The 24307-nt window shown below is 49.0% G+C and carries 22 protein-coding genes; 1 reads left to right on the top strand and 21 read right to left on the bottom strand.

The annotated features are described in order from the left end of the window. Positions 1-39 precede the first annotated feature (39 nt). The 8 genes from AC4EHJ_RS01895 to AC4EHJ_RS01860 all read right to left on the bottom strand — a co-directional run bounded on the left by AC4EHJ_RS01895 (position 40) and on the right by AC4EHJ_RS01860 (position 10675). On the bottom strand, positions 40-1386 hold the full coding sequence (locus AC4EHJ_RS01895; protein WP_490973900.1) for a dihydrolipoamide acetyltransferase family protein: 1347 nt from the start codon (positions 1384-1386) through the stop codon (positions 40-42). A 467-nt stretch (positions 1387-1853) separates the two neighbouring features. Continuing rightward, positions 1854-2837 carry an alpha-ketoacid dehydrogenase subunit beta gene (locus tag AC4EHJ_RS01890; RefSeq protein ID WP_490973899.1) on the bottom strand — a complete coding sequence of 328 codons (984 nt, stop codon included), beginning with the start codon at positions 2835-2837 and terminating at the stop codon, positions 1854-1856. Further along, positions 2837-3841 carry a thiamine pyrophosphate-dependent dehydrogenase E1 component subunit alpha gene (locus AC4EHJ_RS01885; RefSeq protein WP_490973898.1) on the bottom strand — a complete coding sequence of 335 codons (1005 nt, stop codon included), beginning with the start codon at positions 3839-3841 and terminating at the stop codon, positions 2837-2839. Before AC4EHJ_RS01885 ends, AC4EHJ_RS01890 begins: the two co-directional genes overlap by 1 nt. Before the next feature lie 13 nt (positions 3842-3854). Next, on the bottom strand, positions 3855-5282 hold the full coding sequence (gene lpdA, locus AC4EHJ_RS01880) for a dihydrolipoyl dehydrogenase (RefSeq protein WP_490973897.1): 1428 nt from the start codon (positions 5280-5282) through the stop codon (positions 3855-3857). A 21-nt stretch (positions 5283-5303) separates the two neighbouring features. Next, a complete protein-coding gene (buk, locus tag AC4EHJ_RS01875) occupies positions 5304-6392 on the bottom strand; it encodes a butyrate kinase (protein WP_490973896.1) in 1089 nt (362 codons plus the stop codon). A gap of 84 nt (positions 6393-6476) precedes the next feature. Next, positions 6477-7571 carry a Leu/Phe/Val dehydrogenase gene (locus AC4EHJ_RS01870; protein WP_490973895.1) on the bottom strand — a complete coding sequence of 365 codons (1095 nt, stop codon included), beginning with the start codon at positions 7569-7571 and terminating at the stop codon, positions 6477-6479. 12 nt (positions 7572-7583) lie between these two features. Further along, entirely contained in the window at positions 7584-8504 is a 921-nt protein-coding gene (gene yqiS, locus AC4EHJ_RS01865) for a phosphate butyryltransferase (protein WP_490973894.1), read from the bottom strand. A gap of 128 nt (positions 8505-8632) precedes the next feature. After that, positions 8633-10675, bottom strand: coding sequence for a sigma-54 interaction domain-containing protein (locus AC4EHJ_RS01860; protein ID WP_490973893.1), 2043 nt, complete (start codon positions 10673-10675; stop codon positions 8633-8635). A gap of 126 nt (positions 10676-10801) precedes the next feature. Between AC4EHJ_RS01860 and AC4EHJ_RS01855 the strand changes: the two genes are divergently transcribed. Then, on the top strand, positions 10802-11035 hold the full coding sequence (locus AC4EHJ_RS01855; protein ID WP_135504737.1) for a DUF2627 domain-containing protein: 234 nt from the start codon (positions 10802-10804) through the stop codon (positions 11033-11035). Between the two features lie 26 nt (positions 11036-11061). On the opposite strand, the gene AC4EHJ_RS01850 is transcribed toward AC4EHJ_RS01855, so the two are convergent. From AC4EHJ_RS01850 to accC, 13 genes are all read right to left on the bottom strand, one after another. Continuing rightward, positions 11062-11787, bottom strand: coding sequence for a glycerophosphodiester phosphodiesterase (locus AC4EHJ_RS01850; protein WP_490973892.1), 726 nt, complete (start codon positions 11785-11787; stop codon positions 11062-11064). Positions 11788-11990: 203 nt separating this feature from the next. Continuing rightward, a complete protein-coding gene (gene spo0A, locus AC4EHJ_RS01845) occupies positions 11991-12749 on the bottom strand; it encodes a sporulation transcription factor Spo0A (RefSeq protein WP_490973891.1) in 759 nt (252 codons plus the stop codon). Positions 12750-12783: 34 nt separating this feature from the next. Beyond that, positions 12784-14481 carry a DNA repair protein RecN gene (gene recN, locus AC4EHJ_RS01840; RefSeq protein WP_490973890.1) on the bottom strand — a complete coding sequence of 566 codons (1698 nt, stop codon included), beginning with the start codon at positions 14479-14481 and terminating at the stop codon, positions 12784-12786. 15 nt (positions 14482-14496) lie between these two features. Then, entirely contained in the window at positions 14497-14946 is a 450-nt protein-coding gene (gene ahrC, locus AC4EHJ_RS01835) for a transcriptional regulator AhrC/ArgR (protein ID WP_135501202.1), read from the bottom strand. A gap of 289 nt (positions 14947-15235) precedes the next feature. Next, positions 15236-16057 (bottom strand): TlyA family RNA methyltransferase, encoded by an 822-nt coding sequence (locus tag AC4EHJ_RS01830; protein WP_490973889.1) that lies wholly within the window; start codon positions 16055-16057, stop codon positions 15236-15238. Beyond that, positions 16054-17955, bottom strand: a complete 1902-nt coding sequence (gene dxs / locus AC4EHJ_RS01825) for a 1-deoxy-D-xylulose-5-phosphate synthase (RefSeq protein ID WP_490975599.1) — start codon at positions 17953-17955, stop codon at positions 16054-16056. Before dxs ends, AC4EHJ_RS01830 begins: the two co-directional genes overlap by 4 nt. 93 nt (positions 17956-18048) lie before the next feature. Next, the gene (locus tag AC4EHJ_RS01820) at positions 18049-18927 is read right to left on the bottom strand and encodes a polyprenyl synthetase family protein (protein WP_490973888.1); all 879 of its coding nucleotides are present in this window, start codon (positions 18925-18927) and stop codon (positions 18049-18051) included. After that, the gene (xseB, locus tag AC4EHJ_RS01815) at positions 18924-19157 is read right to left on the bottom strand and encodes an exodeoxyribonuclease VII small subunit (protein ID WP_135501209.1); all 234 of its coding nucleotides are present in this window, start codon (positions 19155-19157) and stop codon (positions 18924-18926) included. Before xseB ends, AC4EHJ_RS01820 begins: the two co-directional genes overlap by 4 nt. Next, positions 19150-20511: an exodeoxyribonuclease VII large subunit gene (gene xseA, locus AC4EHJ_RS01810; protein ID WP_490973887.1), complete on the bottom strand. Its 1362-nt coding sequence runs from the start codon at positions 20509-20511 to the stop codon at positions 19150-19152. Before xseA ends, xseB begins: the two co-directional genes overlap by 8 nt. A 78-nt stretch (positions 20512-20589) precedes the next feature. Then, entirely contained in the window at positions 20590-21456 is an 867-nt protein-coding gene (folD, locus tag AC4EHJ_RS01805) for a bifunctional methylenetetrahydrofolate dehydrogenase/methenyltetrahydrofolate cyclohydrolase FolD (RefSeq protein WP_490973886.1), read from the bottom strand. Between the two features lie 15 nt (positions 21457-21471). Next, on the bottom strand, positions 21472-21867 hold the full coding sequence (nusB, locus tag AC4EHJ_RS01800) for a transcription antitermination factor NusB (RefSeq protein ID WP_490973885.1): 396 nt from the start codon (positions 21865-21867) through the stop codon (positions 21472-21474). A gap of 668 nt (positions 21868-22535) precedes the next feature. Next, positions 22536-22940, bottom strand: a complete 405-nt coding sequence (locus AC4EHJ_RS01795; protein ID WP_490973884.1) for an Asp23/Gls24 family envelope stress response protein — start codon at positions 22938-22940, stop codon at positions 22536-22538. Between the two features lie 15 nt (positions 22941-22955). Next, complete coding sequence (accC, locus tag AC4EHJ_RS01790) at positions 22956-24305, bottom strand: acetyl-CoA carboxylase biotin carboxylase subunit (RefSeq protein WP_490973883.1); 1350 nt, start codon at positions 24303-24305, stop codon at positions 22956-22958. Between the last annotated feature and the right edge of the window lie 2 nt (positions 24306-24307).

Below are 24307 nucleotides of genomic sequence, written 5' to 3'. Positions count from 1 at the left end.
GGAAAAAAAGCCTGAAGTCCGTAGACTCCAGGCTTTCTATCAATAAACGGAAGTGTTTTCCTTGTTCATGTTTTCAAGAATTTCTTTGACGCGCCCCAGGAATTGTCCGCAGACAAGTCCGTCAAGTACGCGGTGGTCGAGCGATAAGCACAAGTTGACCATGTCGCGTGCTGCGATCATGCCGTTGCCCATGATGACTGGGCGCTTGACGATCGACTCGACTTGCAGGATTGCCGCTTGCGGATGATTGATGATCCCCATTGACTGGATAGAGCCGAACGAGCCTGTGTTGTTGACAGTGAACGTTCCGCCTTGCATGTCAGTGGATCCCAATTTGCCGTTGCGGGCTTTCAATGCCAAGTCGTTGATGTCGCGGCCGATGCCTTTGACGGACTTTTCATCTGAGCTGCGGATGACAGGCACGAACAATGCGCTGTCCGACGCAACTGCGATCGAGATGTTGATGTCTTTTTTCTGGATGATCTTGTCGCCAGCCCACATCGAGTTCATCATTGGGAATTCTTTCAAAGCCTGAGAAACGGCTTTGACGAAAAAGGCGAAATACGTAATGTTGAAGCCTTCTTTTTTCTTGAATTCGCCTTTGATGGAATCGCGGTACGAAACCAGGTCCGTGACATCTACTTCGATCATCATCCATGCATGCGGCGCTTCGTGCTTGCTCTTCAGCATATTGGCAGCGATCGCGCGGCGTATGCCTGTTACCGGGATTTCGATATCGCCAGGTGCGCTTTCGATCGGCGCTGACTTAGCTGCAGGTGCTGAAGCCGGTGCTTGCTGCGCCGCTGCTTGAGGCGCTGAAGTTTCTTGGCGTGCAGGAGCTGCAGGTGCATCGCCAGCTTTCGGAATGTTGCCGCTCTCGATCAGTTTTAACAAATCTTTGCGCGTGATGCGCCCTTCATTGCCTGATCCGTCGACTTGTGCAAGATCAATGTCGTTGTCTTGCGCCAAACGGAGGACCGCAGGCGAATAGCGTGCTTTCGAGCCAGACGGGCGGATCGGTTGTGACTGGCCATTGCCGCCAGACGGTTGTTTCGATACGGCAGTATCTGCAGCAGGCATTGTATTTTCTTTGCCTGTGTCCGCTTGTTGAGGTGTCGCATCTTCAGCCGGAGCTGAATCGCCGCCTTCTGTTTCGATTGTGCAGACGATTTCGCCGACTGCGAGTGTTTCGCCTTCTGCAGCAAGCAATTCCTTAATGATGCCGGTAAACGAAGAAGGGACTTCTGCTGTTACTTTATCTGTATTGACTTCCGCCAGCGAATCGTATTTATTGACGTGGTCGCCAGGAGCGACAAGCCATTTTTCAATGGTGCCTTCTGTGACACTTTCGCCAAGCTGGGGCATTTTGATGTTCTCTATAGCCAAAGGGATTCCTCCTTGTTTGATTTACTTTTTGATCCAGCTTCTGCGCCTAGTCCCTCGGGGTCTTAAGTCAGCCCAGTGTCTAGTTCCGTGCCTAGCTCTTCGGGTCATAGGCCGTCCCAACTGCGTGGCAAAGAACGCCACTTCGCTGGTCCGTCTTATGCCTGTCAGAGCTGAACAGGCACTTCTACTTTTCGAGTCTGTACGGCTGAAAACATGCCGTTTCGGTGTTCTGTCTAAAACATATGCTCCAGCAGCACTACGTGCTTCGTCGCAAAGTCATGGCCCAAATTTCATTTGGCCATAACTTGCCTGTCGGGACTTGACAGGCGCATGCGCTTTTCTTTTGATCCAGCTGCAACGGCCAGGTTCTTGGGTCATAAGCCAGCCCAGCTGTGTGGCAAAGAACGCCACTTCGCTGGTCCGCCTTATGCCTGTCGAACCTAATCGGCCGTTTCCGCTTTTCTTATTTAAAACTCCGCTAGTTCACGCATTGCTTTTTCGACTTTGTCCGGGTTGATCATGAAGAATTTCTCCATTGTCGGCGCGTAAGGCATTGCGGGAACGTCTGGGCCAGCCAGGCGGCGTATTGGAGCATCCAGGTCGAATAGGCAGTTTTCAGCGATGATCGCTGCCACTTCGCCGATGATGCTTCCTTCTTTATTGTCTTCTGTGACGAGAAGGACTTTGCCGGTTTTCTTAGCGGCTTCAATGATGCCTTCTTTGTCCAATGGATAAATTGTGCGCAGGTCCAGGATGTGGGCGGAAATTCCGTCCTCAGCAAGGCGTTCTGCAGCTTGCAGCGCGAAATGCACAGCCAGTCCGTAAGTGATGACTGTGATGTCGTCGCCTTCGCGTTTAACATCGGCTTTGCCGATTTCAATCGTGTAGTCTTCTTCAGGCACTTCGCCCTTGATCAAACGGTAAGCGCGTTTGTGTTCGAAAAACATTACCGGATCTTCGTCGCGGATGGCCGCTTTCAATAATCCTTTTGCGTCATATGGAGTCGACGGAATGACGATTTTCAAACCAGGCTGGTTTGCGAAAACGGCTTCCACCGATTGTGAATGGTACAACGCGCCGTGGACGCCGCCGCCGAATGGTGCACGGAAAACGATCGGGCATGTCCAGTCATTGTTCGAGCGGTAGCGGATGCGTGATGCTTCCGAAATGATTTGGTTGACAGCTGGCATGATGAAATCCGCAAACTGGAATTCCGCAACCGGGCGCATGCCGTACATCGCGGCGCCGATCGCAACTCCGGCTATTGCCGATTCTGCTAGCGGTGCATCAACAACGCGGTCTTCACCGAATTGATCGTAAAGGCCTTGCGTCGCTTTGAACACGCCGCCTTTTTTGCCGACGTCTTCGCCTATAACGAAAACATTTTCGTCACGTTCCATTTCTTCTTTCATGGCAAGCGTGATGGCGTCAATATAATTCATAACTGCCATTATTCGTTACCTCCCTGTTCCGCGTAGACGTATTTCAGCGCGTCTTCCGGTGCAGCGTACGGTGCGTTTTCAGCATAATCCGTCGCTTCGTTGACAAGAACCATGATGCGGGCATTGATGTCCGCTTCCAGTTTGTCGTCCATGATGCTGTTTTCTTTCAAATAAGCGCCGAATAACAGAATCGGATCTTTTTCTTTTTGTGCAGCCAATTCATCAGCTGAACGGTATTGGCGGTGGTCATCATCTGATGAGTGGGCCGTCATCCGTTCTGAAACTGTTTCGATCAAGCTTGGGCCTTCCCCGCGGCGTGCGCGGTCGGCAGCTGCTTTGACGTGTTTGTAAACTTCGATTGGGTCGTTGCCGTCAATTGTTACGCCCGGCATGCCGTATCCAGCTGCGCGGTCCGAAACGTTCTTGCTCGCCACTTGGCGGTCATAAGGAACGGAAATCGCGTATTTATTGTTTTCGACCAGCGTAATAACCGGCAATTTATGGACGCCTGCAAAGTTCAAGCCTTCGTGGAAATCCCCTTGGTTTGAAGAACCTTCGCCTAGCGTTGTAAACGTGATAAAATCTTTTTTCTTCATTTTGCCAGCCATTGCTACGCCTACTGCGTGCGGCAATTGCGTGGTAACCGGTGAAGAACCAGTCAAGATGCGGTTTTTCTTCTGCCCGAAATGGCCAGGCATTTGGCGCCCGCCTGAGTTCGGGTCTTCGGCTTTTGCGAAAGCCGATAACATCAAGTCTTTAGGCGTCATTCCGAAATGCAAGACAACGCCTAGGTCGCGGTAATAGGGTGCGATGTAATCTTTTGTGTTGTCCAAAGCAAATGCTGCGCCAACTTGAGCCGCTTCCTGCCCTTGACAAGAAATAACGAACGGGATTTTACCCGCGCGGTTTAGAAGCCACATGCGCTCATCGACACGGCGCGCAGTCAGCATTGTTTCGTACATTTCCAGCAAATCGTCTTGTGACAAACCTGCTTCTTCGTGTTTTGATACCATTGAAATTCCCCCTTTAGCTATGAATCGCTTTGCCGTCTACAGCCAATGCCGCTTCGCCCATCACTTCTGATAGTGTCGGGTGCGGATGGATGGTTTCGGCGATTTCCCACGGTGTTGCATCCAGAACCATGGCCAGGCCAGCTTCTGAAATCATATCGGTTACGTGCGGTCCGATCATGTGAACACCTAAAATGTCGTTTGTCGCTTTATCGGCAATGATTTTGACGAAGCCGTCGGATTCCCCGAAAACAAGCGCTTTACCAATTGCTTTAAATGAGAATTTGCCGACTTTGACATCATGACCTTTTTCTTTTGCTTGCTCTTCGGTGATGCCGACGCTTGCGGCTTCCGGATTGGAATAAACGCAGCGCGACACCAAATCGTAATTGATGGCATGCGGATTATTGCCCTTGATGTGCTCAACGGCCGTAATGCCTTCGTGGGATGCAACATGCGCCAATTGAAGGCCGCCGATCACATCGCCAATTGCGTAGATGTGGGACTCTTTTGTCTGGAATGTATTTTTCACTTGGATAAAGCCTTTATCAACAATGATGTCCGTATTTTCCAGGCCGATGTTTTCGACATTTGCTTGTCTGCCTACAGAAACCAGCATTTTTTCTGCATTAAACGTTTCCATGCCGCCTTTTACTTCAGCTTGGATCGTTACGCCGTTGTCGCCTGTTTCAAGCGTCTCCGCCATCACTTTAGCGCCGATAGCGAATTTAACGCCTTTTTTCGATAGCAATTTCAGCATTTCTTTTGACACGTCTTTGTCTTCTGTCGGAATGATGCGGTCCGCGTATTCGATGACCGTCACTTCTACGCCAAAATCATTGAGCATCGATGCCCATTCAATGCCGATAACACCGCCGCCAACGATTAAAATCGATTTCGGCAATTCTTGCATTTGCAGTGCTTCATCTGAACTCATGACGAATTCGCCGTCAATCGTCAAGCCCGGTAGCGTGCGCGGTCGAGAACCTGTTGCGATGATGACATTATTCGGAATAAGCATTTCGTTTTCTTCACCGTTCGCCATTTCCACTGAAACCGTACCGGCATTCGGTGAAAAGATCGACGGTCCAAGAATCCGGCCGATGCCTTCGTAGACATCGATTTTGCCTTTTTTCATCAAGCCTTGAACGCCGTTGTGCAATTGGTCGACAATAGCTTGTTTGCGCTGCTGAACGCGTGAAAAATCCAATGACACGTCTCCTGTAACAACGCCGAAATCAGCTGCGTGGTTTTTTGTTGTCGAATAAACTTCAGCACTGCGGAGCAGCGCTTTGCTTGGGATACAGCCTTTATGCAGGCATGTTCCGCCAAGATTGCCTTTTTCGACAATCGCTGTTTTTAATCCTAATTGAGCCGAGCGGATGGCAGCTACGTAGCCGCCTGTTCCGCCGCCCATGATGACTACATCATAATTTTGTGCCATAAGTGAAGACGACCTCCTTTGTTATTTTCCTGCCGGGTAAACTTTCGCTTGCTCTTCGCCGTTCAATACGCGTGCCGCACCTTCGGCGAGAGCCTGGAGCTCATTTTCGCCGGGAAGGACAACAACATCTGCGATCCAACTAATGCGGTTTGTAATCGACTCCACGAAACTTTTGCCGTAAGCCAATCCGCCTGTCAGAATGATTGCGTCCACTTTGCCTTCAAGCACGGCGCTTGCGGAACCGATTTCGCGCGCTACCTGATAGGCCATCGCGTCATAAATCAGCTTCGCTTCCTGATCGCCTTTTTGAATTCGTTTTTCCACTTTTACAGCGTCATTGGTCCCTAGATACCCGACCAAGCCGCCTTGCCCAACCAGCATTTTCATAATTTCCTGGCGGTAATATTGGCCTGAGAAGCATAATTCAACCAAATCGCCAGCTGGCACTGTTCCCGCTCTTTCGGGGCTGAACGGCCCATCACCGTGAAGGCCGTTGTTGACATCTACGACACGGCCGCCGATATGTGCGCCGACTGTAATGCCGCCGCCCATATGAACGACAATCAAGCGCAAGTCGCTATACGCGCGCCCTGACTCTTTCGCGTAGCGGCGGGCAACCGCTTTTTGGTTTAATGCGTGGAAAATCGATTTTCGTTCAATCAATGCAAAGCCCGATACGCGTGCAATCGGGTCCAATTCATCAACAACGACCGGGTCAACGATGAATGACGGGATGTTCAGCGCCTGAGCAATTTCAAAGGCAATAATTCCGCCAAGATTCGAAGCGTGCTGGCCGGATACGCCTTTGCGTAAATCGATGAGCATTGTTTCATTGACTGCGTATGTCCCACCTTCGATCGGCCGAAGCAATCCACCGCGTCCACAGACCGCAGACAAATTGGAAACATTCATGCCTTCTTCATCGAGCGCTTCTAAAATTGTTTTTTTGCGAAATTCGAATTGGTCGATGATGGACGTGAATTGTGCAAGCGATTCCGTCGAATGGCGAATGGTGTTTTCCATTATCAGGATATCGTTGTCAAAAACACCGATCTTAGTCGAAGTCGAACCTGGGTTTAAGACCAAAATCCGCTGCTGCTGTTTTTGCACAGCGATCCCTCCGTTTCATCTTTTCTTTAAACTACACAAGCAGCAGGCGCCAGCCGGGTTGAACCGGCCGTGCCTGCCTGCCATTTAGCGTCTTGAGATGATGTTGTGTTCGTTGCGCAAGAATTGGCTTCTTGATTTGCGCATACGGTCGATGCGTTCTTCCGCCATGCGGTCCGCAGCCTGGTAGCTAGGAATTCCGTCGCGTTTCGAGATTGCAAAAATGCGCGTAATGCTGTCGTAAATTGTTTCAACGCGCTTCATCGCACGTTCGTTGTTGTATCCGTATAATTCATCCGCAACGTTGATAACGCCGCCTGAGTTGATAACGAAATCTGGTGCGTAAACGATGCCCAATGCTTCAAGCTCGTCGCCGTGGCGTTCTTCTTTCAATTGGTTGTTGGCTGAACCAGCAACAACTTTAACTTTCAATTGCGGTATCGTTTCATCGTTGATGATTGCGCCCATTGCGCAAGGCGCAAAGATGTCCGCTTGCTGTGAGTAGATGTCATTCGGTGCAACGGCAGTCGCTCCGAAATCTTTTACTGCGCGTGCTACGGCTTCTTGGTTGATATCCGTTACGATCAATTTAGCGCCTTCTTGATGCAGGTGTTCGCAAAGTGTGTAAGCTACGTTGCCGACGCCTTGCACAGTAACTGTTTTGCCTTCTAGTGAATCGTCGCCCCACGCTTCAAGCGCAGCCGCTTTCATGCCGATGTAGCAGCCGTAAGCTGTTACTGGTGAAGGGTTGCCTGAAGAACCGAATGCTGGAGAGATGCCTGTAACAAAATCAGTTTCTTCGTGGATCAAGTCCATATCCGCAACTGTTGTGCCAACGTCTTCAGCTGTGATGTAGCGCCCGTTCAAGCCTTGGATAAAGCGGCCGAAAGCACGGAACATTTCTTCGTTTTTGTCTTTTAACGGATCACCGATGATAACTGTTTTGCCGCCGCCCAAGTTCAAGCCAGCTGCTGCGTTTTTATATGTCATTCCGCGTCCAAGGCGGATTGCGTCTTCAATCGCTTCTTCTTCTGTTTCGTAGTTCCACATACGCGTGCCGCCAAGAGCCGGCCCTAAAGTTGTATCGTGGATGCAGATAATTGCTTTCAATCCTGAAGTTTTATCTTGGCAAAACACCAATTGCTCATAGTCGTGTTGTTCCATTCGTTTGAAAATTTCCATTGTCAAGTCCCCCTAGTATGTTTGTTGACTGCTTGATGAGCGGATAGCCAGCGCGAGCGAGTAAAGCTTCGTTTCAGCGCTGTCTGCGCGGGAAGTCAAAACGATTGGCGCTTTCGCACCCGCAATGACGCCTCCCACTTTCGCTTTTGCAAAATAGACCAATGATTTGTATAGGATGTTGCCGGATTCGATTGTAGGTACAAGCAAGATGTCGGCTTTGCCGGCAGTTTCGCCTGTGATCCCTTTATGCTGGGCCGCAGTAACAGACACTGCATTATCCAAGGCCAACGGGCCGTCGACGATGCAATTCTTGATTTGGCCCCGCTTGTTCATCGCGGTCAGCGCAGCGGCATCCAATGTCGCCTGCATGGTCGGGTTAATCACCTCGACGGCGGCTAACGGCGCCACCACTGGAAGTTCCACTCCAACTGAACGTGCGATAGAGACAGCGTTTTCAATTAATTGAGCTTTTTGTTGCAGGTCCGGCTCGATGTTCATGCCGGCATCAGTGATAAAAATCAGCCGATCGAAGCCTGCAATTTCGAACGCAGCGACATGGGACAGCACATTTCCTGTCCGCAAACCATAATCCGGATTCAGCACTGCCTTCAATAAGACGGCTGTCGGAATATGCCCTTTCATCAAAACGTTCGAATCGTTCATGTAAACAGATTTGACGGCTTCTTTCGCCGCTTGGGCACTGCCGCTAACATGGTGGATCTGGATTTTCGGATGGCCGACCAAGTGTGGAAAATCACGTTTGATCATTTCCTTCACTTTCACCTCATCATCGTACAGCCGAAAACTCGCCAAATTGCGTTCGAGCGCCATGCTGACGGATTCAAGAACTTCGGAATCTGCCGCCGCAGCGACAGCCACCGTATTATCGGCTTCCATTGAAATTTCATCCATTATTTTCGTTAATGTGGTCATCTTTTCACCCCATTCCTTTTTAATTAAAACAGATAAAACTGCATTATATAAGGCTTGTAAGCGCTTTATTTTGGATTATCGGCTTTTTTCTTTGCAATTTCTTGCAAAACCGTGCAAGAAATTGCAAATCACATTAACCCGTATTTTTCAAGTTTGTAATAAAGCGTGCGCAAGGAAATTTCCAGCTGCTTCGCGGTTTTGGATTTATTGCCTTTGAATTGCGTCAGCGAATGGTGCAAGATGCCCCGCTCCACTGCATCCAATTGTTCCTGCAGCGGTACAGATGATTCGATAACCACTTCACTCTTTGCTTCAGCTACCCTCAGCATATTCAGCGGAATAAACTCTTCCGTCAATACTTTGTCGTTCATCTGCATGAAAATCATCGAGCGGCTGATGATATTCTCGAGTTCCCGCACATTGCCCGGCCAGTCATAGACCCGTAGCAATTGCATGGCTTTCTCCGTTACCGTTTCAACATTGCGGCCGTATTCCTGGTTCAACTTCATCAACAAGCGGTCAACAATGCGCGGAATGTCCTGCTTTCGGTTGCGCAATGGCGGTATGAGAATCGGCATGCGGTTCAGCCGGTAATACAAGTCTTCCCGGAACGTGCCGCCGAGCAGCGCTTTTTCCATATTGGCATTCGTTGAGGCAATGACCCGAACATTGACAGGAATCGGCTTGGTGCCGCCGATACGCAGCGTTTCGTGCTCCTGCAGCACACGCAGCAATTTACTTTGGATCATCGGCGACAATTCACCGATTTCGTCAAGGAAGATGCTGCCGTTATTAGCTTCCTCGAACAAGCCTCTTTTCTCTCCGCTTTTCCCTGGAATTGCGCTTTCCTCATATCCAAACAATTCACTATCGAGCAGTTCTTCCGATAAAGCAGCGCAGTTGACACGCACGAATTTATTGAACTTTCGTTCGCTTTCACTGTGGATGGCATGGGCGAACAATTCTTTGCCGGTGCCCGATTCGCCGCGCAATAAAACCGTAACGAGCGTTTGCGCGGCCAACTTTGCCTGTTGCAAACTCAACTGCATTTCAGAGGATAAGCCGATGATGTCATCAAACGTGTATTTCGATTCGAGCGTGCGGATAATGCTGCGAGCGCGGTCAAGCTCTTTCATGAGCGAGCGGATTTCGGTGGTATCGTGGATGACCCCGACACTGCCTTTCAACTTGTTGTCGACAATGATCGGTGCTACATTTACGATCACTTCCCGGTTAGCGGGACCTACCTTCAAATTGACGCCGCGGTATGGCTTCCGCGTTTGCAGCGCTTTCAAGTGCATGCTCTCCCCTTCGGAGATATCCGCCGACGCAGGCTGGCCGATAACCTGGTCCATCTCGAGTCCGGTGATGCGGGTATAAGCCGGATTCACGAGCAGGCCGATCCCTTGTTCATCCACCACTGAAATTGCGTCGTCACTAGAGGCGATGATTGCTTGAAGCATCGTCTGGATTTCTTTCAAATCCGTAATCTGTTCAGCGAGAGATACCACTTCCGTTATGTCTTTGAACACCGCAAAAGCGCCGATTGTCTCCCCGAATTCGTCGACCATCGGAAAACGCGAAGTGACAATCTTCAGGCCATTCTTCAGCTCAAGCTCCCGGTTCAATTCGGTTCGGCCGGTTTCAAAAATCCGCGGCAATTCGCTCATTGTGATCAATTCGTTGATGGGGTGGCCCATCGCTTCTTCGGCAGTCACTTCGATCATGCGGGACGCGCTCCTATTGATGAAATTGATGCGCCCTTTCCGGTCAATACCGATCATTCCTTCTTCAACCGAATTGAAGATGATGTTTTGTTTGTGGCTGACTTCACTCATCAATGAAATGAACTGCTCTTTTTCGGTGACCAAGCGCACTAAGACATTGGCGATGCCGCCTGGAATAATGACCGTTTTCCGAGGGAACAGGCCAGGAAGCTCTCGCTGGACTTCTTCACTGCCGGAAACATTGAATACCATATCAACATCTTCGTTGGCAAAATCATGGAAATCCGCACTGACGCGAATGCCATTTTTTTGTGCAGCGAGTATGGCGGGCGCCTGCAAGTTAAGATCCGCGACGCCATAAACATTCAAGTATTCCGATTCCATTAAAATTTGAAGGATGGCTGAGCCGCCTGCCCCGCCTCCGATGACAACAACGTTTTGCAATGGACTTCATACCTTTCCAATTGATCTATGCAATTTCTTGCAATGCTCGTTCAAGCGTACAGCAGGATTAGATTCTTGACAAGTACCAGCAAAGTGGAAAACAATAGACGGAGAAGGAGTGGAAACATGGGACGTCTTATCGCTTTTATCATCTTGCTCATACCGGGAATCCTCGCAGCTTACGGCATCAAATTGATGCGTGATACTTTGTTTAATAAATTGCTCGAGCCTTATCCGGCATTGTGGCTGCAGTTTACGCTCGGCACCATTTTCGTTGTGCTCGGCATCGGGTTTTTCGCCGGTTTCCTGTTGAACCGCGACCGCAAAAAAGGAACCGTTTCAAAACGGTTCCAGAAATAACGCCATTCGGCAAAAAAAAATTGCGTCTACCCTTTTGAGGGCGGACGCAATTTTTTTATTACCCGGTGCGGGTAGTCTGTAATGATGCCTTTCAATTCTGGCGCCAATTTTTTCATCGCAGCTTCCCTGCCACGGATGCCATAGACGCGAACAGTCTTTTCCATTCCATGGAGAGCTTTTAAAAACTGCCTGGAGTAAATTCGCTTATGGAGATGGATGCTGTCTACCCAGTCCATCCCGTCGAGCATTTCCAGCGGCATTCTTTTCTTCAGGATCAACGCCATTTCTGTTTCTGGAAGCAGCGCTTTCATGTTCCGGAGGAGCTCCGGGTGGAAAGAAGACACATGAAAGTCTTCCGCCCCTTCAAGCATCGAAGCGATAATGCGGGGGCCGTCCGAGTGTTTCACAAACGAACTTTTCAATTCGATGTTCAATGGCACCTTTTTCTCTTTGGCCCATTGGATGACTTCGTAGCCGAGCGGGATGGAGTCGTGCCAAAACCTGCGATGCCATCGCTTGCCGATTTTCAATTCTTTCATCAAACTGTATTCGGCTTCTTCAATCTTCAGGTTCTTTCCGCTGAGCCGCTTGAGATTATCGTCATGGTAGACAATAACGACACCATCTTTGGTGATCTGGAGATCCAGCTCGATGCCGACGCCGCTTTCGCCTGCTTTGCGGAAAGCTTTCCAAGTGTTCTCGAGCGAATAGCCGGATGCCCCGCGATGGGCGTATATTCTCAGTTCAGACACGTTAAACCATCTTCTTTCTTTATAATTTGCATTCGTTTGAATAGCGTATTTTTATCATCATCACAAAATATTATAAAGCCTTCTTCGCGTTTTGTAACCTTTTATTTTAGCTTATCGCTTTTTCATATCTTATTTAATTTATAAAAAAAGCCGCTTGCAGCAATGGTGAGAGCATGCAAGGCGGCGTGTTTGGCAATCCGGGATTATTTCCCTTGCCCATTTTTTGTGCTGTTGACGATCATGGCGATGAATTTCGAATTGGTGGGCTTTTCTTTCAGCAACTCTTCGCTGTATCCGAATATGGCAGAAATGTGCCGGGTATCGTCGCGGTTCCATACCAGTTCGATGGCGTGCCGGATAGACCTCTCTACGCGTGTCGGTGTCGAGTCCATCCGTTCTGCGACATTCGGATAAAGTTCCTTTGTCACTTTATTAAGCAAAGCAGGATTATCCATTACTTGAGAAATCGCTTCTTTCAAGTAGTGAAAGCCTTGGATGTGGGGCGGAATCCCGATATCTTTCATCAAGGCAACGATTTCTTCGTTCTTCAACGCCGCCGTTTTTTTCGGATTTTCCGGCAGCGGCCGGCTTTGCATAATGTGGTTGATCTGGATTGCCAGCCGTTCGGCTTCAAACGGCTTCATGATGAAATAGGAAGCGCCGTTTTGGGCTGCCTGTGACATGATGGATTCCTGGCCGAACGCTGACAGCATGATTACTTCAATATTGCGTAAACCTTCATCTTCTTTGATGGCGTCGAGAACCGCGATGCCATCCAAATAGGGCATGATGATATCCAGCACCAGAACATCGATTTCATGCTGGTTCAGCATTTCAATGCACGTCTTGCCGTTATAAGCGACAGCAACTACTTCCATATTTGGTTGGCTGCTTAAATAATCGCTCATTAGTTTAACTAAGTCGCTATTATCATCCGCGATTGCAATTTTTATCTTTTCCATCAACTAACTCCTCCTGCTAGGTGCTGCTGCACTTCTACCGCAACGAAAGTTTTCTATCTTTTGCAAGGGTCAGCAATTCCTCAGCGTGCTGCAGCGTCAAATCAGTGATTTCCGCACCTGACAGCATCCGGCTCATTTCTTCGGTCCGTTCCTGGCCGTCCAATTCGTGGACTGCCGTCGTCGTACGCTGCTTCCCGACTTTCTTTTCTATAAAGAGGTGCTGATCCGCCATAGCTGCTACTTGTGGCAAATGCGAAATGCACAGAACTTGCGAATGGACGGAAATCGCTGCAATCTTCTCAGCAATTGCCTGGGCGACACGGCCGCTGACGCCCGTGTCCACTTCGTCGAATATAATTGAAGTGATGCCTTGGTGTTTCGAGAAAATCGTTTTCAATGCCAGCATCATTCGCGACAATTCGCCGCCGGAAGCGACCTTTGTCAGCGGCTTCAGCGGCTCGCCAAGATTGGTGGAAATATAGAACGAAATGACATCTCCGCCATTGCGGTCAAAGCGGTTGTTTGGCAATGCACTGAAATTGACTTCAAATGATGCTTTGCCCATGTGCAGCTCACGCAATTGCTCCATGATTGCTTTGCCCAGTTTGCTTGCGGCTTTTTTTCGCAGAATGGTCAATTCGTCAGCGTCGACGCGCAAGTCTTCGGTCAATTCCTTCAACTTCGCTTGATCGAGCTGATAGCGCTGGTCACGGTTCACAAGTTTATCCAGTTCATCCGCTTGCTGTTCGTGGTAGATGAGTATATCTTCGACGGAAGCGCCGTATTTTCGCTTCAGCGATTGGATCAACGCCAAGCGCTGTTCGATTTCATTTAATCGGCTCGGATCGAATTCCATATCGTCTATCAAGCGTTTGATTTCAGAAGAAACGTCTTGCAGCTGATAAAATGCGCCTGAAACCAGTTCGGAATGGCTCTCGAATTGCTCATCAACCGACGCGGCATGCTCGAGTTCCGACATCGCGGAACCGACCCAGTCAAGCCCCTTTGATTCGCCTTGGATTGCTTCATGGGCTGCTGACACCGATTCGTAGATCTTTGTGAAATTTTGCAGCTTTTTCCGTTCCTGCAACAAATCTTCTTCTTCGCCTGTAATCAATTCCGCCGATTCGATTTCCCGCAATTGGAACGTCAGCAAGTCGATGCGTTGAGCTATTTGCTGCTCGTTTTCATTGTAAGACGCAAATTCCCGTTTCAGCTTCATGTATTTGTCGTAAGTGTGCGAATAGCTTTCTTTCGCCTTGCCCAATGAATTCCCGGCGAACTGATCCAAGAGATGCAGATGCTGTTTCTCATCCATCAATTCCTGGGTTTCGTGCTGGCCGTGGATGTCGATCAATGCCCCGCCAATTTCCCGCAGAATCGAAATCGTCACCAATTTGCCGTTGACGCGGCAGACGTTTTTGCCTTTATCGTTCAGTTCGCGGCGCAGTAAAATCTCGCCATCTGTCGGCTCCATGCCGAAATCCGCTAATTTAGCGAATACCGGATGCTTGCCATCTTCTATCGAGAAAAGGCCTTCAATTTCAGCTTTTTTCGCGCCATGGCGGATAAATTCCTGGCTTCCGCGTCCACCTGCAAGCAAATGAACGGCATCTATGATAATCGACTTACCGGCGCCGGTTTCCCCAGTTAATACAGTCAGTCCTTCTGTAAAACTGACTGTCAGCGCTTCGATGATTGCAAAATTGCGTATATCCAATTCACGCAGCATATGTCCACCTCTTTTTTAAAGCATCTCAATCAAACGTTGTCTCAATACTTCACGTTGGTCTGTATCACGGCAGATGATGAGACATGTATCATCTCCACAGATTGTGCCAAGGATTTCCTCCCAGTCCAAATGGTCGATCAATGAGCCGATTGCATGGGCATTGCCCGGCAATGTTTTCATGATCAAGAAATGGCTGGCGCCGTCAATACTGACGAAAGCATCCGTCAAAGCACGGTGCAATTTCTGCATAGGATTGAAGCGCTGGTCAGCCGGCAAGCTGTATTTATAACGGCCGTCCTGAAGCGGCACTTTCACTAAATGCAATTCCTTGATGTCCCTTGAAACAGTCGCTTGCGTTACTTCGTAGCCCGCTGACTTCAACAGGTCCACCAGTTCATCCTGTGTTTCGATTTCACGATTCGAAATGAGATCACGGATTTTTATATGTCTTTGCCCTTTGTTCAATTGAAGTCCTCCTAAGGATGAATAATTATTCCATATACCTTATAGCGTACCTTTATTCTGTACGAAAAACAAGTGAACAAGAAAACAAGCAAACTTATCTCATTTGCGTGGGTTGTGAACGCTTAATCGAAACAACTTTGTTTGACTAATATTCCAGTTAACAGCACCGTTAAAACTTATTCTTCTGTTCCTGTTTCTACGTCGCTGTGCTTGTTACAGGTGATGAAATGGCCTTGAAGCGCAATAAAAGGGCTGCCGAGAAATTCTCGACAGCCCTTTTGGAGTGTACTTACAGTGTTTCATGGGCCAATTTGACAAGGTTCGTTATCGCTTCATCGGACACCGGAGCGATTTCACTGCCTTCTGTCGCCGATTGCAGGTGGAACAAGAACTCAATATTCCCTTCGCCTCCTGTAATCGGTGAGAAAGACATATTCTTCACATGGAATCCCGACTGGATTGCGAAATTGCCGACTTTCGCCAACACGTCGCGATGTGTTTTCGGTTCCCGTACGATGCCTTTTTTGCCAACAGCTTCTCGCCCTGCCTCAAATTGCGGTTTGACGAGTGCAATCACATCGCCGCCTGGCACAAGAATTTGTTTCAGTACCGGCAGGATGATGCGCAATGAAATGAAGCTGACGTCGATTGTTGCAAATTCCGGTAAACCTTCAGTGAAATCTTCCGGTTTTGAATGCCGGAAATTGGTTTTTTCCATAACAGTGACACGTTCATCTTGTCTGATTTTCCAAGCCAGCTGATTCGATCCCACATCCAAGGCGTAGCAATGTTTCGCGCCGTTTTGAAGGGCGCAATCCGTAAATCCGCCGGTCGAAGAACCGATGTCGAGCATCAATTTGCCTTCGACCGATAAATCAAATTCGGCGAGCGCTTTTTCAAGCTTCAGCCCGCCGCGGCTGACGTATTTCAAATCATTGCCTTTCATCCGCAATGGTGCGTCTTCCGGGATTTTCTCGCCCGGTTTGGCCATGCGTTCTTCATTGGAAAAAATAATGCCTGCCATGATGGCTCTTTTCGCTTTTTCACGCGTTTCACAGATACCCCGTTCAACGAGCAGGACATCTACACGCTCTTTTTTCGGTTTGTTCATAAGGCTTTCGATTCCGCCTTTTGCATAGCCGTCAATTTTTTCGCAATGCGCACCACTTCGTCGCTGTTCAAATGGATTTCATCCATCAATTCAGCGACATCGCCGTGCTCGATAAATTGATCTGGAATGCCGAGGCGGTGGATAACTGCGCCGTAATATTCGTTTTCTTCCGCAAATTCAAGAACCCCACTACCGAAGCCGCCTTGCAGCACTGCTTCTTCCAACGTGATGATTGGAATTTTGCGCCCGAATATTGAATGCAGCATTGCTTCGTCCATCGGTTTGATGAATCGCGCATTAACGACTTCCAGCTGGATTCCTTGCTCGCGCAGCTGTTCAGCCGCGTGAAGCGCCATTGGAATCGTTGTGCCGAACGTCAAGATGACCGCATCGGCGCCTTTTTCAAGAACTTCCCACGAGCCGATCGGCAAGCTTTTCAGTTCACTGTCCATCGGTACACCAAGGCCGTTGCCGCGCGGATAGCGCAAAGCGATCGGTCCGCCATTATAATCGATTGCCGTCTGCACCATGTGTTGGCCTTCGTTCTCGTCTTTTGGCATCATGATGACCATGTTCGGCAAGTTGCGCAGGAACGCCACATCGAATACGCCTTGATGCGTTTCGCCGTCCGCTCCGACAAGGCCCGCCCGGTCGATGCCGATAAAGACATTCAGGTTCTGGCGGCAAACATCGTGCACCACTTGGTCATACGCGCGCTGCAAGAATGTCGAATAAATCGCTAAGAACGGTTTCATGTCTTGCGTTGCTAAACCCGCAGCCATTGTCATGGCATGTTGTTCAGCGATGCCGACGTCATAAAAGCGGTCAGGGAATTCTGTAGCGAAACCAACAAGTTTCGAGCCCACAGGCATTGCCGGCGTGATGGCAACGATACGCTCGTCTTCACGCGCCAGTTTGCGGACGGTTTCAGCGATTAACCCGCTCCACGAAGGTGCTTTCGATGAAGATGCAACCAAGTCGCCTGTTTCCATTTTATAAGGGCCGGTTCCGTGCCACGTACCGACGATATCGTTTTCCGCGGGCAGGAAGCCTTTGCCTTTTTTCGTGATGACATGCAGCAATACCGGGCCTTTGGTTTTCTTGGCATATTTCAGGTTTTCTTCAAGCTCTTCAAGGTCATGACCGTCGATTGGACCTAGGTACGTAAATCCGAGCTCTTCAAAGAACATGCCGGAAACGACCAGATATTTTAAGCTGTCTTTAACGCGCTCCGCAGTAGAAGCGAGTTTTCCGCCAACCGCAGGAATTTTTTTCATCAAATATTCCAAATCGTCTTTAACTTTATTGTATTTGCCGGCTGTCCGCATTCTGCCAAGCACACTGTGCATAGCGCCGACATTCGGTGCTATCGACATTTCGTTATCGTTGAGGATGACGATCATATCGGTTTTTTCATGTCCGATATGGTTAAGCGCTTCAAACGCCATTCCGCCGGTCAACGCGCCGTCGCCGATAATCGGAATTACGTGATTTTTGGTTTTCTGAATGTCGCGTGCCGCAGCCATGCCCATCGCCGCTGACAAAGAAGTCGAGCTATGGCCAGTTTCCCAGACATCATGCTCGCTTTCAATGCGTTTCGGAAATCCACATAAGCCTTTAAACTGGCGCAGCGTATCAAATTGGCTAGCGCGCCCCGTCAGGATTTTGTGGACGTATGACTGATGCCCAACGTCCCAAATCAATTTATCGGACGGGCTGTCAAACACTTTATGCAAGGCGAGCGTCAGTTCGACGACACCTAAATTGGGGCCAATATGGCCTCCGGTTCTTGATAAGTTTTCAATTAGGAATTTCCGGATATCTTCACTTAATTCGACGAGCTGATCATTGTTCAGCCCTTTTAAGAAAGATGGACTGGTAATCGTATGCAGATCCATTGCCATCACACACCTTCTATATAATTTTACCGTAGAGTAATCTGTCTTTATTATAACAATCTGAAGCCATAGTACAAATCAGAGTGTATGTGTTCAGCTTTTTCTTTTTACGATTAATGCTGCGAGTTCTTCGAGCAGCGACGTTCTTCCGCGCAAAACCGAGACTGCTTGCAGGGCTTCGTGGGCATGGAAATCCAGTTTTTCTTTCGCTTTTGGCAGCGTTAACAAGCCTGGATAAGTGCTTTTCGCACTCGATTCGTCCTTGCCTGCGGTCTTGCCAAGCTCTTGTGACGTTCCTGTGACATCCAGAATATCATCTTGGATTTGGAACGCCAAACCGATGTGTTCGCCGAATTTGCCGAGCGCCACCATTTCTTCCGGCTGTGCGTTGCCGAGTATCGCGCCGGCAAGAATGCTGTATGTCAGCAATGCGCCCGTTTTCAAGCGGTGCACTTGTTCGAGTTCTTCAAGCGACAGTTGTTTCTCTTCGCCTTCGATGTCGAGTACTTGGCCGCCAACCATGCCTTCTGCACCAGCAGCGACACTCAGCAAATCGATGAGTCGCACTTTGTCATCGCTTGATACGTGGTTCAAACGAGCCAACACGCCGAAACTATACGTGAGTAACGCGTCGCCGGCAAGAATCGCCACAGCTTCTCCAAACACCTTATGGTTCGTCGGCATGCCTCTGCGCAAATCATCATTGTCCATGCTCGGCAGATCATCGTGGATCAACGAATAGGTATGGATCATTTCAATCGACGCCGCAACTTTCAACGCGTCCGGATGGTCTTCACCAAGTTCGTGCAATACTGCTAAAAGCAGGATTGGCCGGATGCGCTTGCCTCCTGCCTGCAGCGAATAATGCATCGATTCCTTCAAGGACGCCGGAATGGACAGCATTTGGATTTGGTCCGCAAGTTCCTGTTGGATCAACGGTTCGTAATGGGCTCTAAATTCGCTTAAGTTCATTTGGCAGAACCGTCCTCAAGATTTACTGGCACTTCTTTGCCTTCTTGCATCATTGTCACTAATTGCTTTTCGGCATTCTGCAATTTGTCGTGGCAGACTTTCGATAATTCCATGCCTTTTTGGTATAAAGTGAGCGCTTCCTCGAGCGGCACATCACCTTGCTCTAATTGACGAACAATTTCTTCCAATTGTTCCATTGCCTGATTGAACATGATTTCTTTTTCAGCCATCTTGTCGCTCTCCTTCACTTTTTAAGATTCGTTCGCTTACGCTCGTTTTCAAAACGCCGTCTCTCATGGAAATGCTTAATCTATCGCCGGCTTCTACTTGCTCGACGCTTTTAATGACTTTGTCGTCTTTATAGATGATGGAATAGCCGCGGTCCATGATTTTCAAGGGACTTAAGGCATCCAACGTTCTCATCGCTGATGTTAATTGCTGGGTATTGTCCCGCACCGCAAGCGCTGCCAGCTGGTCGATCCTCTTTTTCAGCGCATCAATTTCCAGCGAAGATTGGCGGATTCGGCTTTCCGGGGTGCGCGTTGCCAGCTGTTTGTCCAAATTCTTGTACCGTTCGCGGGCATAATTAAATTGCTGGAACGTTTCCCGCCGCAATGACTCGGTCGCCCGTTCTACCCGTTCAATGAAGGGGCGGTACAAGCGGTCCGGATAAGCGAGCGGAAACGATGTCGTGAGCCGCTCCAAAGAAGCCTTTTCACGCGAAATTGTGTTTGCAGTCGTCCGGTACATGCCGCTGCGGTATTGGAGCAGCCGGTCCAGAAGCTCCGCCTTGCTCGGCACTGCGAGCTCCGCTGCGGCTGTCGGTGTCGCGGCACGCAAATCCGATACAAAATCGGCAATTGTCGTATCCGTTTCATGGCCGATGGCGCTGATGATTGGTATGCGCGATTGGTAAATGGCACGCGCGACGGCTTCTTCATTGAAGGACCATAAGTCTTCAATTGACCCGCCTCCGCGTCCGACGATTAGTATGTCGTAGTCTTTTTGATTCGCCGCTTGGATGGATTGCACAATCGATTGGGTCGCCTGTGCGCCTTGTACCAATGTGGGATAAATGACAACGTGTGCGAGGGGGTAGCGCCGGTTCAGCGTGATGCAAATATCGCGGACAGCTGCCCCGGTCGGCGCGGTGACCACTGCGATACGCTTTGGAAAGCGTGGAAATGCCTTTTTATGTGCGGCATTGAACAGCCCTTCTTTGGCGAGTTTTTCTTTCAGCTGTTCAAATGCCAGGTAGTAATCGCCAATGCCGTCTGCCTGCATGGATTGGGCATATAGCTGGTACTGGCCGGATGCCTCGTAAACGTTGACGTCTCCGCGGATCAGCACGGTCATGCCGCTTTCCGGTTTGAACTTCACCGCTTTGGCGTTTGCTGAGAACATGACTGCCGGCAGTCGCGACGCATCATCTTTTAACGTGAAGTAGATGTGGCCGCTGGTATGGCTTTTAACGTTGGATAATTCCCCTTTTACATAGACATCACGCAGATGGGGATCCACATCAAATTTCTTTTTTATGTATTTGGTTAATGCTTTTACGGATAAATACGGGTCGGCCGCCAAAATTTCAACCCCAATCTTAGAAATTAAAAAGCTGTCTTTCTTTCGAAAAACAGCTCATTTTTATTCATTTTACATGGTTTAGGCGTTTTTGTCTTTCTGCAGCCCATTCTCAGCAGAGTGGAGCGTATTTTCCATCAGCATCGCGATGGTCATTGGCCCAACACCGCCTGGCACTGGTGTAAGATAGCCCGCTATTTGTTGCACTGCAGCAAAATCGACATCGCCGCAAAGTTTGCCATTTTCATCGCGGTTCATGCCGACGTCAATTACGGTAGCACCCGGTTTTATGTGTCCGGCGCCGATGAATTTGGTTCTGCCGATAGCAGCGATCACAATGTCCGCTTGTCTGGTATATAACGCTAAATCTTGGGTTTTTGAGTGGCAAAACGTAACAGTCGCGTCCTTTTGCAGCAGCAGCTGGCCCACCGGTTTCCCGACTATATTGCTGCGGCCGATGACTACGGCGTGTTTGCCGGCAGGATCGATGCCGTAATGTTCAAGCAGTTTCATGATGCCATGCGGCGTGCACGGCAAGAACGCTTCTTTGCCGATCACCATATTGCCGACAGAAATCGGATGAAAACCATCGACATCTTTGGACGGGTCGATTGCCAATATCACTTTGAATTCATCGATATGTTCTGGCAGCGGCAATTGCACAAGGATGCCATGGATTTCGGGATCGTTATTCAATTCCGCTATTTTCGCCAACAAGTCCTCTTCGCTCAAATGATCCGGGTATTGATGGAGATCCGAACGCATACCGAGCGATTCACACGTTTTTTTCTTGTTTTTGACATATGTAAGCGAAGCGGAATCTTCCCCTACCAGCACAACGGCCAGTCCAGGCGAAACCCCTTGTTCCTTCAATGATTTTACGCGCACTTCCACTTGCTCTTTAATCTTCTGGCTTACTGCTTTCCCGTCGATAAGAATCGCCGTCACAAAAACCCCTCCAATTTAGTTTGCTAGTTCATCAGTAAATTTCGACAGCACGCCATTAACAAAGCGGCTGGATTTATCATCTCCGAAAGTTTTGCTCAGCTCGATCGCTTCGTTCATCACGACGCTTGCCGGAGCATCTTCCATGAAAGCAAGCTCGAACACTGCCATGCGAAGAATCGTCCGCTCCACTTTTGGAAGGCGTTCAAGTGACCAGTTTTCAAGATGGCCTTTCAGCTTTTCATCAATCGCCGCCATATTCGCATGCGTACCTTCGACCAATAGCTCGTAAAAATTATCTTTCTCCACGCCTTCACCCATCACATGCTCACTAGCTTCGCCGATTGTCAGCTCCGTGCCATCGATTTGGAATAAAGTCTGGAGCGCCTTTTCTCGTGCCTCATGTCGTTTCATATAATTTCCGGTCCCCTTTTCACACTAATTACCCCTCATTATACAGCTAATCCAATAGAAGTTCCAAGTTTGAAATGTTCAGACAAAACCATGCTCCGCCCGGCGGCGGGGCATGGTTTTTGCTTCGAAGCTAGCGAAGCGGAGCGCAACGATGCAGAAGCAATAGTTATCCCCTTCGCGAAGTTAAAGAAATAAAAGCCTATTATCAGCATAGTCTGTAAACATATGAACTCCGCCCGGCGGCGGAGCATGATTTTTGCTTCGAAGCTAGCTAAGCGATGCAATTTCTTCTATGTCCCGAAGCTAGCGCAGCGATTCAGGGACAGAAGCAATAGTTATCCCCTTCGCGGAGTTAAAGAAATTAATGCCTATTACCAGCACAGTCTGTAAACATATGAGTTCCGCCCGGCGGCGGGGCATGGTTTTTGCTTCGAAGCTAGCGAAGCGATCCAGAAGCAATAGTTATACTCGTAGCTTCATTAAAGAAATAAAATCCTAATACCGTCACTTGAACTAAACAAATGAGCTCCGCCTTGCGGCGGCTACTGGTTTTTGCTTCGAAGCTAGTGAAACAGATTTGCGGAGTATCATCAACTAAATTGCCACCCCAAAAATTAAAAACAAAAGCCGCCCAATAAGCCCGGGTTCCGGACTTATCAGGCAGCTCTTTAATGCTGTTCGTCTGTATGGGACGTTTCAAATTGCACCCCGGTGATATGGACGTTGACTTCCTGTGTCTGAAGACTTGTCATATTCTCAAGCGTTTGGCGCACATGTTCCTGGACTTTCTGCGCTGTTTTCGGAATAGACACGCCATAATTCACGACGCAATACACATCAATCATCAATCCGGCTTCTGACAACTCGGATTTGACACCTTTTCCATGGACTTTTTTGCCCAAGCGCTCAACGACGCCTGATGCAAAATTGCCGCGCATGCTGGCGATCCCTTCGATATCGGACACCGCAATGCTTGCGATGATCTCCAATACTTCAGGTGCCACTTCGATGCTGCCTAAATCCTGTGCGCCATGTGATTTCATGCGCAAATACGGTGCTGTTTTTTCAGACATATGGCAACTCTCCTTTTAGGACTCTAAAACATCATATTTTTCAAGGAATTTCGTGTTGAAATCCCCGGATTTGAATACTTCGTGATCCATTAATTTCAAATGGAACGGGATAGTTGTGTGAACGCCTTCTATTGCAAACTCGCTCAATGCGCGTTTCATTTTGGCAATCGCTTCTTCGCGCGTATCGGCGAATGTAATCAGCTTCGCAACCATCGAATCGTAATACGGCGGAATTGTATAGCCTGGGTACATTGCTGAATCGACGCGTACGCCGAGGCCGCCTGGAGCTAAGTACATCGACACTTTTCCTGCAGACGGCATAAAGTTCTTCGCCGGATTTTCTGCATTGATGCGGCATTCGATCGCCCATCCTTTAAACGTTACATCTTCTTGCGTGTATGCCAAGGTTTCCCCAGAAGCGACTTTCAGCTGCTGCTGGATCAAGTCGATGCCGGTAATCATTTCTGTGACCGGATGCTCTACCTGGATGCGCGTATTCATTTCCATGAAATAGAATTTCTGGTTGACGGCGTCGAAGATGAATTCAACCGTACCGGCTCCCCGGTAATTGACGGCAAGAGCCGCTTTCACTGCGGCATCGCCCATCTCAGCACGCAATTCCGGGCTGAGTGCAGGAGACGGCGCCTCCTCGACCAATTTCTGCATGCGGCGTTGAATCGAACAATCGCGTTCGCCCAAATGAATTGCGTTGCCGTGCGAATCCGCCATCACTTGGATTTCCACGTGGCGGAAATCTTCGATGAATTTCTCGATGTAAACACCGGGATTGCCGAACGCTGCAGCTGCTTCTTTTTGGGTCATGCGCAGGCCAGTGATAAAATCTTCACGGCTGCGGGCGACGCGGATCCCTTTGCCCCCGCCTCCTGCTGTCGCTTTAATGATGACCGGAAATCCGAGTTCTTCCGCGATTTCCAAGCCTTCTTTTTCACTGCCGACAATGCCGGTGGAGCCTGGGACTACAGGGACGCCTGCCAATCTCATTGTTTCACGCGCGACATCTTTAGTGCCCATTTTTGAAATGGCTTCTGAAGTCGGTCCGATGAACATGATATCGCATGCTTCACAAAGCTCTGCGAAACTAGCATTTTCTGCCAGGAAGCCATATCCTGGGTGGATGCCGTCGCAATTCGTCAATTTCGCTACGGAAATGATATTAGAGAAGTTCAAGTAACTGTCTTTAGACGCTTTCGGTCCGATGCAATACGCTTCATCAGCAAGCTCTACGTGAAGCGCTTCCTTATCGGCTTCCGAATAAACTGCAACTGTAGCAATATCCATTTCTTTGCAGGCTCGGATAATGCGGACAGCAATTTCACCGCGGTTGGCAATTAATACTTTTTTCATAG

The sequence above is a fragment of the Planococcus sp. TJ-301 genome, from assembly GCF_058268475.1.
The sequence above is the reverse complement of the archived record's forward strand: the minus strand, read 5'-3'. Positions and strand labels throughout refer to the sequence as shown.